12 protein-coding genes are annotated in these 12893 nt (G+C 64.4%); 4 read left to right on the top strand and 8 right to left on the bottom strand.

Annotation, left to right across the window (positions count from 1 at the left end; translation table 11 throughout):
- Positions 1-7 precede the first annotated feature (7 nt).
- From ACTYOL_RS06830 to ACTYOL_RS06815, 4 genes are all read left to right on the top strand, one after another.
- Complete coding sequence (locus ACTYOL_RS06830; RefSeq protein ID WP_444757697.1) at positions 8-535, top strand: TRAP transporter small permease; 528 nt, start codon at positions 8-10, stop codon at positions 533-535.
- Positions 536-1816 carry a TRAP transporter large permease gene (locus ACTYOL_RS06825; protein WP_054892941.1) on the top strand — a complete coding sequence of 427 codons (1281 nt, stop codon included), beginning with the start codon at positions 536-538 and terminating at the stop codon, positions 1814-1816. It abuts the gene before it with no gap.
- Between the two features lie 164 nt (positions 1817-1980).
- Entirely contained in the window at positions 1981-2910 is a 930-nt protein-coding gene (locus ACTYOL_RS06820; RefSeq protein WP_444757696.1) for an EamA family transporter, read from the top strand.
- Positions 2911-2936: 26 nt separating this feature from the next.
- Positions 2937-3800, top strand: a complete 864-nt coding sequence (locus ACTYOL_RS06815) for an aldose 1-epimerase (protein WP_444757695.1) — start codon at positions 2937-2939, stop codon at positions 3798-3800.
- A gap of 7 nt (positions 3801-3807) precedes the next feature.
- On the opposite strand, the gene ACTYOL_RS06810 is transcribed toward ACTYOL_RS06815, so the two are convergent.
- The 8 genes from ACTYOL_RS06810 to acnA all read right to left on the bottom strand — a co-directional run bounded on the left by ACTYOL_RS06810 (position 3808) and on the right by acnA (position 12887).
- Positions 3808-4704 carry a LysR family transcriptional regulator gene (locus tag ACTYOL_RS06810; RefSeq protein ID WP_054892944.1) on the bottom strand — a complete coding sequence of 299 codons (897 nt, stop codon included), beginning with the start codon at positions 4702-4704 and terminating at the stop codon, positions 3808-3810.
- A gap of 37 nt (positions 4705-4741) precedes the next feature.
- Complete coding sequence (locus tag ACTYOL_RS06805) at positions 4742-4912, bottom strand: hypothetical protein (protein WP_323454538.1); 171 nt, start codon at positions 4910-4912, stop codon at positions 4742-4744.
- 22 nt (positions 4913-4934) lie between these two features.
- Positions 4935-5564: a glutathione S-transferase family protein gene (locus ACTYOL_RS06800; RefSeq protein WP_200603562.1), complete on the bottom strand. Its 630-nt coding sequence runs from the start codon at positions 5562-5564 to the stop codon at positions 4935-4937.
- 273 nt (positions 5565-5837) lie between these two features.
- Positions 5838-6392: a UPF0149 family protein gene (locus ACTYOL_RS06795; protein ID WP_197893005.1), complete on the bottom strand. Its 555-nt coding sequence runs from the start codon at positions 6390-6392 to the stop codon at positions 5838-5840.
- Positions 6393-6543: 151 nt separating this feature from the next.
- Positions 6544-8187: an acetolactate synthase large subunit gene (locus ACTYOL_RS06790; RefSeq protein ID WP_065861364.1), complete on the bottom strand. Its 1644-nt coding sequence runs from the start codon at positions 8185-8187 to the stop codon at positions 6544-6546.
- A 48-nt stretch (positions 8188-8235) separates the two neighbouring features.
- A complete protein-coding gene (locus tag ACTYOL_RS06785; protein ID WP_444757694.1) occupies positions 8236-8964 on the bottom strand; it encodes a transporter substrate-binding domain-containing protein in 729 nt (242 codons plus the stop codon).
- A 99-nt stretch (positions 8965-9063) separates the two neighbouring features.
- Positions 9064-10116 carry a lactonase family protein gene (locus tag ACTYOL_RS06780; RefSeq protein WP_444757693.1) on the bottom strand — a complete coding sequence of 351 codons (1053 nt, stop codon included), beginning with the start codon at positions 10114-10116 and terminating at the stop codon, positions 9064-9066.
- Between the two features lie 113 nt (positions 10117-10229).
- On the bottom strand, positions 10230-12887 hold the full coding sequence (gene acnA, locus ACTYOL_RS06775) for an aconitate hydratase AcnA (protein ID WP_444757692.1): 2658 nt from the start codon (positions 12885-12887) through the stop codon (positions 10230-10232).
- Positions 12888-12893 lie beyond the last annotated feature (6 nt).

Here is a 12893-nt window from a genome sequence, read left to right as displayed (position 1 = left end):
GATGCCCATGAAAACGTTTTTCCTGCGCCTGAACGACAGGCTCTACAGCAGCTGCATCTGGATCGCTGGCCTGTCGATCCTGACCATGTCGCTGATCATTCCCTGGGGCATCTTCGCCCGTTACGTACTCGGCACCGGCTCCAGTTGGCCGGAGCCGGTCGCAATCCTGCTGATGGTGGTGTTCACCTTCGTCGGCGCCGCCGCCAGCTACCGCGCCGGCGCACACATGGCGGTGGCGATGCTCACCGATCGCATGCCCGCCCCAATGCGCCAGCTGGTTGCCGTGCTGGTGCAGGTGCTGATGATCGTGGTGTGCCTGTTCATGACCTGGTACGGCACCAAGCTGTGCATCACGACGTGGAACCAGTTTCTGGCCTCGCTGCCGGGTGTGCGGGTGGGCATGACCTATGCGCCGATCCCGGTGGGCGGCGTGCTGACCTTGATCTTCGTGCTGGAAAAACTCGTGCTGGGCGATCAGAGCAACCGCAAGGCGGTGCGCTTCGACCTGGTGGAAGAAAGCGAAGGAGCGGCATAAATGGATGCGTTCATTCTGTTGGGCAGTTTCATCGCGCTCATCCTGCTGGGCATGCCGGTGGCTTATGCCCTGGGGCTCTCTGCACTGATCGGTGCCTGGTGGATCGACATTCCGCTGCAGGCGATGATGATCCAGGTGGCAAGCGGGGTTAACAAGTTCTCGCTGCTGGCCATTCCGTTCTTCGTGCTGGCCGGTGCGATCATGGCCGAGGGCGGCATGTCGCGGCGCCTGGTGGCCTTCGCCGGGGTGCTGGTGGGCTTCGTGCGTGGCGGGCTGTCGCTGGTCAATATCATGGCCTCGACCTTCTTCGGCGCGATTTCCGGCTCCTCGGTGGCCGACACGGCCTCGGTCGGTTCGGTGCTGATCCCGGAGATGGAGCGCAAGGGCTATCCGCGTGAATTCTCCACGGCGGTGACCGTCAGCGGCTCTGTGCAGGCATTGCTCACCCCGCCAAGCCACAACTCGGTGCTCTATTCGCTGGCCGCAGGCGGCACGGTATCGATCGCCTCGCTGTTCATGGCCGGGGTGATGCCTGGCCTGCTGCTCAGTGCGGTGATGATGGGCCTGTGCCTGTTGTTCGCCAAGAAGCGCAACTACCCCAAGGGCGAAGTGATCCCGATGCGCCAGGCGCTGAAGATCGCCGGTGAAGCGCTTTGGGGCCTGATGGCCATGGTGATCATCCTCGGCGGCATTCTCTCGGGCGTGTTCACCGCCACCGAGTCGGCGGCCGTGGCGGTGGTGTGGTCGTTCTTCGTGACCATGTTCATCTACCGCGACTACAAGTGGCGCGACCTGCCCAAGCTGATGCATCGCACGGTGCGGACCATCTCCATCGTGATGATCCTGATCGGCTTCGCAGCCAGCTTCGGCTATGTGATGACGCTGATGCAGATCCCGTCGAAGATCACCACCGCGTTCCTGACCCTGTCGGACAACCGCTACGTGATCCTGATGTGCATCAACTTCATGCTCCTGCTGCTGGGCACGGTGATGGACATGGCGCCGCTGATTCTGATCCTCACCCCGATCCTGCTGCCGGTGATCACCGGCATCGGCGTGGACCCTGTGCACTTCGGCATGATCATGCTGGTCAACCTCGGTATCGGCCTGATCACCCCGCCGGTGGGGGCGGTACTGTTCGTCGGCTCGGCGATCGGCAAGGTCAGTATCGAGTCGACGGTCAAGGCGCTGCTGCCGTTCTACCTGGCGCTGTTCCTGGTACTGATGGCGGTGACCTACATCCCTGCCATCTCGCTGTGGCTGCCAAGCGTGGTGCTGTAAGTTCGCGGACAGCCGCTCTATCCCGGTGTGAGCGGCGGTTCGGCGCCCCGACTTGTCCCGCGATCACCGGCAGAGCGGGTGGCCATGCAGTGCGGTGTCCTTGGCGTAGGCCCCCGCTTCTGCAAGCCCTCACTGTCGACCACTTTTGCAAATGGACCCTGCACATGGCTGTTCCCGCGTCACCTTCCCTCTTCCCACGCAAGCTGGCCATCGCCCTCCTGGCGCTGCTGGCCTGCTCGTTCGCCGGCAACCACATCGCCGCACGCATCGCTTTCGATGACGGCACCGGCGTGCTGCTGGCGATTCTCTGCCGCTCGGGCATCACCTTCCTGGCCCTGGCCAGCCTGGTGCTGTGGCAACGCCAGGCCGTCGGGCTGCCCAGCGGCACCCGGCGCTGGCAATTGCTGCTGGGGTTGCTGATCGCCACTCAGAGCCTGTGCCTGTACTCGGCGGTGGCGCGCATCCCGGTGGCGTTGGCACTGCTGGTGGGCAACACCTTCCCGATTCTGCTGGCACTGCTCAACTGGGCGCTCAACGGCGTACGTCCAACCGGGCGCACAGTGATGTTCATGGCCCTGATCCTCTGCGGCCTGGTGCTGGCCCTGGATGTGCCGGGACGCCTGGTCGACAGTGGCACGAGCAATCCGCACTGGACCCTCGGGGTCAGCCTGGCCTTCTGCGCCGCCTGCGTGTTCGCCTGTGCGTTGTGGATCACCGACAACAAGCTGGCCGCTGTGCATGGCCCGGTCCGCAGCCTGCTGACCTTGCTGATCGTGTTCACCAGCATGCTGGTGGCAGGCGCTGGTGGTTGGGTGCCGGCGGGCCTGTCGTTGCCGGGCAGCGCAGGTGGATGGATGGCCCTGGCCAGCCTGGTGGTGCTGTACGGGGTGGCATTCACCCTGCTGTTCGTTTGCGTGCCACGGCTGAACATGGCGCAGAACGCGCCAGTGATGAACATCGAACCGATCGCCACCCTGCTGCTGGGATGGGCCCTGCTCGACCAACAGTTGAGCGGCCTGCAACTGCTCGGGGGGGCGGTGGTGGTCAGTGGCATCGTGCTGCTGACGTACCGCCGTCAGCCCGCGGCGAAATGATCACGGCCCTGCCGGAGAACAGCGCAATGACCGAACTGCACCTGCAGGACCGCCTGACCCGCCTCACCCTGGCCCCCGCGCTGGGCGCCAGCCTGGTCAACTGGCAGGTCAAGGCCACCGGCCAGGCGTTGTTGCGCCACAGCGACGCCGCAGCACGCGCCAGCGGCTCACCCCGGCGCCTGGCCTGCTATCCGCTGGTGCCCTGGTCCAATCGCATCGCCGCAGGCGGCTTCGCCCGCCCGGACGGCTGGCAGGCCCTGGCCGCGAACACCGACCACGATCCCTACCCGATCCACGGCAGCGCCTGGCAGCAGCCGTGGCGCGTGGAGCACCACAGCCAGCGGCGAGCACGGCTGGTCCTCGACAGCCAGCAGCCCTTCGCCTACCAGGCAATGCTGGATGTGCACCTGCACGAGGGGCGTCTTGACCTGGAGCTGCACGTCACTCACCTTGCCGCTCAGGCGACCTGGCACGGGCTGGGCCTGCATCCGTACTTTCCGCGGTATCCGGACACCCGCCTGCAGGCGTCCGCCAGCCAGGTGTGGCTTGGCGAGACCGGCGAGTTGCCATCACGGCTGGCGCCCATTCCGCAGGCCTGGCGCTTCGACAGCCCCAGCCACCTGCCACCGACCCAGATCGATCACGCCTTCGCAGGCTGGACAGGCACGTGCACCATCGAACAACCCGACGCGGGTTATCGCCTGGAATGCCAGGCCAGCGGCGCCGAGCACTTTCTGTTGTTTTGTCCGCAGGATCGCGACTTCTTCTGCTTCGAGCCGGTCAGCCACCCGATCAACGCCCATCACCTGCCCGGGCGCCCGGGGCTGCGCTTGCTGCAACAAGGTGAGCAGACCAGCCTGGGGTTGCGCCTGCGTTATCTGCCAGGCTGACGGACAGTCAGTCCAGGCCCTTGGCGCGCACGTCGGCGGCGAGCATGTCGATGAACGCGCGCACCTTGGCCGAGCCGTACTTGCTCTCGCGGTGCAGGATATGGATAGGCCAGGGCGCCTCCTCGAAATCGGCGAGCACCACCTGCAGGCGACCGCTGGCGATCTCCTCGACCACTTGGTACGACAGCAGCCGGGCGATACCCAGGCCTGCGCATGCTGCGGCAATGGCACCGTCGTTGCTGGTCACGGTCAGGCGCGGCTTCATGCGCACCATGGTCGGCTCGTCGGTCACCCCGAAGCGCCAGCCTGCACGTGGCGACAGGTTGGTGGTGGCGATCACCACATGCTCATGCAGTTCGGAGGGGTGAGTCGGTACGCCGTGCCTGGCAAGGTAATCAGGCGAGGCGCAGAGCATGCGCCTGACCTTGCCCACACGCAGGGCCTTGAGCCCGGAGTCGGGCAACTGGCCGATGCGCACTGCCACATCCATGCCCTCCTCGACCATGTTCACCACCCGATCGAGGAAGTAGGCCGACACGTCAACCTCAGGGTACTGCTGCAGGTAACGCACGATGCTCGGCATGACGAACTTCTTGCCGAACAGGATCGGCGCGGTCACCGCCAGTTCGCCCTTGGGGGTGGCATTGACCCCAGCGGCCGCCTCGTTGGCCTCGGCGATGCTGGCGAGGATGCTGCGGCAGTCTTCCAGATAACGGCCACCGGCCTCGGTAAGGCGCACGCTGCGGGTGGTGCGCAGCAGCAGCTTGACCCCCAGGCGTTCTTCGAGGGCGCTGACCGCGCGGGTCACCGCAGCGGGCGACATGTCCAGCCGCCGTGCCGCGCCAGCGAAGCTTTCCAGCTCGCCGACGGCGACGAATACCTTCATCAGGTGGATGTGGTCCATGCCCTGCCCTTCTGCCTGGAAACGATGTGCGATTATTTCAGCAGCCGGGGCGAATGAGTAGGTCGGGATGAGTGATGACCTGCGGCAGCAGGTAACTGGCCTCACACTCTGCAGCACAGGGCAGCGCCGGGACATCGAGCGTGTCGATATCAGGGCAGCTGTCCCCAGGCCACGCGGCATACCTCTCGAGCGGTTCGACGACGTTCATCACTCATCTCCTGTCGCGTGGATCACGCCTCGGCCTGCAGCCCTACCGCAGTGCGCGGCATCGCCACGAAACCGTCCAGCGCCTCGATCCGCGCCAGCCATGCTCGCACATTCGGGTAGGCCTCCAGCGACACGTTGCCTTCCGGCGCATGGGCGATATAGGAGTAGTTGGCGACGTCGGCGATGCTCGGCTCGCTGCCGGTGAGGAACGGCGTCTTGCTGAGCTCAGCGTCCAGCACCTTGAGCAGGTTGTGGGCACGACCGATGACTTCGTCGGCATTGAAGCCTGCACCGAACACGGTGATCAGCCGGGCAGCGGCAGGTCCGAAGGCGACGGGGCCGGCGGCGATGGACAGCCAGCGTTGTACACGGGCTTCACCGGCAGCGTCCTGGGGCAACCAGCGGCCCTGCCCATAGGTCTTGGCCAGGTAGACGAGGATTGCGTTGGAGTCGCCGATGACGGTGCCGTTGTCGTCGATCACAGGCACCTGCCCGAACGGGTTGAGGGCCAGGAACTCAGGCTTTTTCTGCTCGCCCTTGGCCAGGTCGACGAAGATGACTTCCGGCTGCAGCTTGAGCAGCGACAGCATCAGCAGGGCGCGATGAGCGTGGCCGGACTTGGGGAAGTGATAGAGCTTGATAGGGTTGGACATGGTCTGGACTCCGGTTCAAAGGGTTGAGGTCTGAGCGCCGGTATCCAAGAGTGGCGCTGCTGGAGTGAATCCTGCACCTGTTCGCCGTTCAACAGAATCCGTGTGGCCAGCAATCCATAATTTCGCTGACCGGAATAATACAAGCTCTGCGCTGCCTAAAACTCGGTGAGAGCGAGCTTGCCCGCGAAGCAGCCGCGGCAATACATGTCAGCGGTAGCAGGTCGATGGCCACCGGTTGCTCTGAGTCTCGACTTCGCCATGAAGCGCCAGTGATCAGTTGCGTACCAGCTTCTGATAGCGATACAGACCGCGGGCCGCCTCGATCACGCCTGGCACGCAGGCCTGATGTTCGTCGAAGCTCATCGCATCGAGCAGCTCGAAATTGTCTTCCAGGCCATGCAGGGAAATAGCCTTGAGCAGGGCGTCCTGCTGCGCTGGCAACTCGCTCCACTCGGCAACCTGGGTGCCGCGCATGTAGCCGAAACACCACTCTTCGAGAATGATCGCTGGCCCTTCCTCGCCCTCGCTTTCCTCGAACAGCGGCTCGAAGCCGTCGAGGTTCTCGGCCAACTGCTCGGCGACCTGGTCGGCGTAGCGCAGCATCAGCGCAGTGTAGGCTTCCTCGTGGGCGGGCTTCTTGAACTTGGGCACCTTGCCGCCGGCAACGGCTGGCAGCCATTGCTCGGGATTTACGCTGACAGGGGAGCTGGCCAGCGCAGTGAAGAAACCGTTGAGCTCGGCGAGATTGAGTACCGAGTAATCGTTGCCGTAGGTGATCAGGAGGTCTTCGAGGCGGTCGAGTTCTTTTTCGCTGAGCGGCGGGAGCATGGTGCGGGTGTCCTGAAAAGCGGAGATGCGTGCACCCTAGCACAGGGAAAAATAAGGTGAAGGGTTTGTTGCCCACCACAATGCAATCGCGGGCAAGCCCGCTTCCCCAACCTGCTGGGAAGCCGACTTGCCCGCGAAGACACCTCAGGCCTTACACCGCCAGCGCGCGCTCACGCAGCTCGCTGTTGAGGATGCGGTCGTTCTCGCTGTAGTCGACCGGGCAGTCGATCACGTGCACGCCGGGGGTCTTGATGCAGTGCTCGAGCAGCGGCAGCAGGCCTTCGGCGCTTTCCACGCGGTGGCCATTGGCGCCGTAGGCTTCGGCATACTTGACGAAGTCCGGGTTGCCGTAGTCCAGGCCGAAATCGGTGAAGCCCATGTTGGCCTGTTTCCAGCGGATCATGCCGTAGCCGTCGTCACGCAGGATCACCACGGTGATGTGCATGCCCAAACGCACGGCAGTTTCCAGCTCTTGGCTGTTCATCATGAAGCCGCCGTCGCCGCACACCGAGATCACCGGACGGTCCGGGTACACCAGGTGCGAGGCCATGGCCGATGGCAAACCGGCGCCCATGGTCGCCAGGGCGTTGTCCAGCAGCACGGTGTTGGGCTTGTGCGCCTTGTAGTTGCGGGCGAACCAGATCTTGTAGATGCCGTTGTCCAGAGCGACGATGCCTTCGGATGGCAGCACGCGACGGATGTCGGCAACCAGGCGCTGCGGGTACACCGGGAAGCGGTCGTCGTCGGCACCTTCGGCGATCTGCGCCTCGTTGGCTTCACGGATCGCCATCAGGCGGGTGAAGTCCCAGTGCGAGGTGTCGGTCAGCGCTTCACTGATCTGCCACACGGCGTTGGCGATGTCGCCGATCACTTCGACCTGTGGGAAGTACACGGCATCGACTTCGGCGGAGCGGAAGCTGATGTGAATGACCTCGGTGCCGCCACGGACCATGAAGAATGGCGGCTTCTCGATCACGTCGTGGCCGATGTTGATGATCAGGTCAGCGGCTTCGACAGCGCGGTGTACGAAGTCACCGGACGACAGCGCCGCGTTGCCCAGGAAGCGCGGGTGGCGCTCGTCGACCACGCCTTTACCCATCTGCGTGGTGATGAACGGGATGCCGGTCTTGTCGATCAGTTGCTTGAGGACCTTGGCGGTCATCTTGCGGTTGGCACCGGCACCGATCACCAGGATCGGGTTGCGGGCGTTCTGCAGTTTCTGCACGGCGGCTTCGATGGCCACGTGCTCGGCCAACGGGCGGCGGTGCAGGCTGCGCGGGATCGGCAGCGCGTCGGTCTGCTCGGCAGCGATGTCTTCAGGCAGTTCCAGGTGCACGGCGCCGGGCTTTTCTTCCTCAGCCAGGCGGAAGGCCTCGCGCATGCGCGCCGGGATGTTGTCGGCCGAGGCGAACTGGTGGGTGTACTTGGTGATGGGGTCCATCATGCCGCACACGTCGATGATCTGGAAACGGCCCTGCTTGGACTTCTTGATCGGCTTCTGGCCGGTGATCATCATCATCGGCATGCCGCCCAGGTAGGCGTAGGCACTGGCGGTCACCAGGTTGGTCGCACCAGGGCCGAGGGTCGACAGGCTGACGCCGGTCTTGCCGGTCAGGCGGCCATAGGTGGCGGCCATGAAGCCTGCGGATTGCTCGTGGCGGGTCAGTACCAGCTTGATCTTCGACTTGCGCAGGGATTCGAGCAGGTCGAGGTTCTCCTCGCCGGGAATGCCGAACACATACTCGACACCTTCGTTTTCCAGGCATTGCACAACGACATCGGCGGCCTTGGCCATCTTGCTTGTTACCTCAATTGATTGGACGTGGGTGGAGTCCAGGGACGGTCAGCGCGGTGCGCTGACATCGGTCTGTCCGGTGGCCAGCAAAGCCCCCCGAACAAAGCCTTGACGCAGGCAACGCTCGACAAAGTCACGTACGAATGCTGCCGAATTGTCGCAGCCCCTCGGAACAGCCATGGCCTGGCGGATCGCGGTGAACGCACCGTCGAGCACACGGTAGCGTGGATCGGCGTCGGCGACCTTCTGCAAAGGCTGGCGCACACCCGCGGCGGCGTCGAGGTTTTCTTCGACAAACAGATCGACGGCAGCGGCGGAGGTGTCGGCGCGGCACAGTTCGGCATGCTGCAGGGTGCGGCTGAGGTAGAGGTCGTAGGCCGCGCCCTTGCCGACGGCCAGGCGCAGGCCGGATTGGTCGAGCTCGTCGACGCGCTGGAAGGGGGCGTCTTTCCTGACCAGGTAGGTGCCCTCGATCAGCACGTAGGGCTCGCTGAAGGCGATCTGCGTCTCGCGCACCGGTTCGATGGCGAGGAAAGCCAAGGTCCAGGCGCCCTCCTCCAGCGCGGCGAATACCTTGCCCGCGGCGTCGAAGGTGCGCATCTCAAGGCGCACGCCCAGTTCTTCAGCCAACTGCCTGGCCAGGGCGACCGAGACGCCCTGGGGCTCGCCATCAGGGCCGCGTTGGGCGAGGACCGGGTTGCCGTAGTTGATGGCAGCACGCAGGACGCCATCGGGGGCGAGTTCTTCGAGGACGGCCTTGGGGATAGTGAGAGTCATTGGAACTCCGCTGGGCTATGAGTGGGACTGATGATTACAGCGACTGGCTGTGGGACCGGGCTTGCCCGCGAAAAGGCCCTCACCGATCCAGGAATCAGCTCAGGCAGAAAAGACCATGCACACCGGGCTGCCGGTGGACACCGGGAAACCGGTCTGGCGCAACCTCCCCTGCTCGGGATCGACGGCGAAAGCCACGATGCTGTCACTGTCTTCGTTGAGCGCGAAGAGGAACCGCTGATTGGGAGTGAGGGCGAAGAAGCGTGGGGTCTTGCCGCCACTGGGCTGCACTTCGATCAGGCTCAGCAGGCCGCTGGCGACATCGACCGCATACACGGCAAGGCTGTCATAGCCGCGGTTGGAGGCGTAGACGAAGCGACCGCTGCGGTCGATCTCGATCTCCGAGGCACGGCTGTTGCCGGTGTAGCTCGACGGAAGCGACGGGAGTATCTGCAACGGCTGCAGTGCCCCGCTGTGGGGGTCGAAGCGGTAGGTGGTGACGGTCGAATCCAATTCATTGATCACATAGGCGAACGGCGCCTTCGGGTGCAGTGCGACATGACGCGGTCCGGCACCTTCTCGGGTAGTGACGAAAGGCTGCTCGGCGGGATGCAGCCGGCCGTTGTCGAAGCGAAAACTGAATATCCGATCCAGCCCCTTGTCCGGCACCAGGACGAACCGGCCCGAGGCATCGAAGAGGTTGAAGTGCGGCTTGGCAAAGGGCTGCTCGATACGATGCGGGCCGATCCGGCCCTCGAGCTCGAGCAACTGGTTGAGGGTGCCGAGGCGGCCGTCCTGTTCGACATTGAGCACGGCAAGCGTGCCGGTGATGTGGTTCGAGACCAACAGGAAGCGCTCGCTCGGGTCCAGTGCCAGGTGCACCGGATTCTTGCCTTCGCAGCGCTGCCGGTTGAGGAACGTGAGCCGACCAGTGGCCTTGTCGACGGTGAAGGCGCTGACCTCGTCGAGGTCGCCATGCACCGTATAGAGCCGGTCCCCGGCTCGATTCAGCGCCAGGAAGGACGGGTTGACCAGGTCGCCGACGACCTGGACCTGCTCCAGGCTGCCGTTGGCCTGATCGAGGCGGTAGACGGTGATGCCATCGCCGCGGGCGTTGCGCTCCCGGGTGGTGCGCGAACCGACATAGGCGTACATAAGGGTCGTTCTCCCAGTTGCGGATAGGTGGATCACCTGGCTGGCTGCCCATGGTCAGGGACGCGGAGCTGCCAGGCAAGTCCGCGCCCTGTTCAACCGTTCGTGCCGGGGCCTCAGCCGCGGGTGCGTTGCACCACCTTGCGAATGACGTAGGGCAGTACACCGCCATTGCTGAGGTAGCGGATCTCCTGCTGCGAGTCGAACCGTGCGATGAGCTCGGCCTCATCGACACCACCATCGATGCGGCGCACCTGCAGGCGGATACGGTTGTCACCGACCCTCAGTTCGTCGAGGCCGATGAAGTCGAACTGCTCGCTGCCGTCGAGCTGCAGGTCTTCGACGCCCTGCCCTGTCGGGAACAGCAACGGCAGCACACCCATGCCGATCAGGTTGCTGCGGTGGATACGCTCGATGCTGCGCGCCACCACGGCTCGCACGCCGAGCAATGCCTGGGCCTTGGCCGCCCAATCGCGACTGGAGCCCGCACCGTAGTTGATACCGGCGAACACCACCATGGGGGTACCGGCATAGCTCTGCGCGGCTTCGTAAAGCGGCAGGCACTGACTGTGGTCGGCATTCCAGGCCCAGGCGCCGACGCCTGGGTGGGTGTCACTGAGCAGACGGTTTTTCACCGACTTGTTGGTGAAGGCACCGCGCAGCATGACTTCGTGGTTGCTGCGCCGGGTCGAATACTGATTGAGGTCCTGTGGTTGTTCGCCGCGAGCCAGCAGCCACTGGCCAGCCAGGCTACTGGCGGGAATCGCGCCGGCCGGAGAGATATGGTCGGTGGTGACATTGTCCCCCAGCACCATCAACGTGCGGGCGTTCTCGATGGCCAGGCTCGCCTTGGGTTCGGCCTGGATATCGGCCAGGTACTGCGGGCGGCGCAGGTAGGTCGAGCGCGCATCCCAGGGGAACAGCACGCTGCCCTCGGCCGAGAGGGCCTGCCAATGATGGGTGCCGTCCCACACCGTGGCCAGGCGCTGCTGGAAGAACTCGGGCTTGACCACCTGGGCCACCAGCGCCTGCACTTCGTCATCCGCGGGCATCAGGTCGTGCAGGTGAATCGGGTTACCGCCGCTATCCTGACCGAGCGGTTCGCGGGTCAGGTCGATATCGATGCGCCCGGCAATGGCGAAGGCGACGCACAGTGCAGGCGACGCCAGGTAGCCTGCAGGTACCTTGGGGTTTACCCTACCTTCGAAGTTGCGGTTGCCCGAAAGCACCACCACCCCCTTCAGGCCTTGATCGGCAAAGGCCTCGACATGCGTCTCGAGCTTGCCGGAGTTGCCGATGCAGGTCATGCAACCGAACCCGGCCAGGTCGAAACCCAGGGCGGAGAAGTCCTGCAGCAAGTCGGCTTCGCTCAGGTAATCAGCCACCACCTGCGAACCGGGCGACAGCGAGGTCTTCACCCAAGGCTTGCGCTTGAGCCCCAAGTGCCGCGCGCGACGGGCCAGCAGACCGGCCTGGATCATCTGCGCGGGATTGGCGGTGTTGGTGCAACTGGTGATGGCCGAAAGCACCACCGCGCCATGGTCGATGGCCTCGCCGAAGCTGGGCTCGAGGTAGCGATTACCGATCAGCTCGCTTCCGCCCAGCACCTGTTCACGGAACGACTCACCGGCGCGCGACAGCGGCTGACGCTGGTGCGGCTGGTAGGGGCCTGCGACGCTGGGCTCGATGCTGGCAAGGTCGAGCTCGATCAGTTCGTCGAACTCAGGCTCCGGCAGGTCGTCGTGGCGATAGAGCCCCTGAACCTGCAGGTAGGTGGCGGCCTGCAGGCACAGCTCGGCGGAGCGACCGCTGAGCTTGAGGTAATCGAGGGTCTGGTCATCGAAGGGGAAGAACACCACGGTGGCGCCATACTCGGGCGCCATGTTCGATACCGTGCCACGCGCAGCCCAGCCGAGGTTCGATAAACCCGGGCCTGTGAACTCGACGAACTTACCCACCACCGAACGCTGGCGCAGGATCTCGGCCACGTGCAGCGACAGGTCGGTGGCGGTCACCCCAGGGCGCAGGGCGTTGCTGACGCGAAAACCGATAACCTGAGGGAAGTTGATCGGCACCGGCTCCCCCACCATCGCCGCCTGCCCTTCCAGGCCACCGACACCCCAGCCAAGCACGCCGATGGCGTTGATCATCGGCGTGTGGCTGTCGGTGGCAACCATGTCGTCAGGGTGCAGCAAACGCTGACCCTCGGCGGTGCGGGTTTCCCACACCACCTTGGCCAGGGCCTCCATGTTCATCTGGTGGATGATGCCTGTACCCGGTGGAATGACAGCAAAATTGTCCAGGCTCTTCTGCGCCCATTTGATGAAGCGATAGCGCTCGCTGTTGCGACGAAAATCGATCTCGAGGTTCTGCTCCACCGCATCGGCTTCTGCGTAGTGTTCGACGATCACCGAATGGTCGATGGTCAGCACCGCAGGAATAAGCGGGTTCATCGCCGCCGGGTCGCCGCCGAGCTCGGCGACCACATCACGCATTCCAGCAAAATCGGCCAAGGCCGGCAGGCACGTGGTGTCGTGGAACATCAGGCGGTTGGGCTGGAATGGCACCTCGCAGTCCGGTCCATCGCCGACGGCGCGGGCAAGCACGGCATCCAGCGCCTCGGGAGCGCAGCGCGCCACGTTCTCCAGAAGGATGCGGATGGCGTAAGGCAGGCGTTGCAGTTGGGTGGGAGCCAGCAGTTTCTTGAGATCGAGGTAGGTGAAGCGATCCTGGTCGATCTGCAGGGGGCTCATCAGGTGGGCATTGTCGATCATGCGCGT

It is taken from the genome of Pseudomonas sp. A014, assembly GCF_052378495.1.
In the GTDB taxonomy this organism is placed as follows: domain Bacteria; phylum Pseudomonadota; class Gammaproteobacteria; order Pseudomonadales; family Pseudomonadaceae; genus Aquipseudomonas; species Aquipseudomonas machongensis.
Note: the sequence above shows the minus strand (reverse complement) of the source record. Positions and strands in the feature narration are given on the sequence as shown.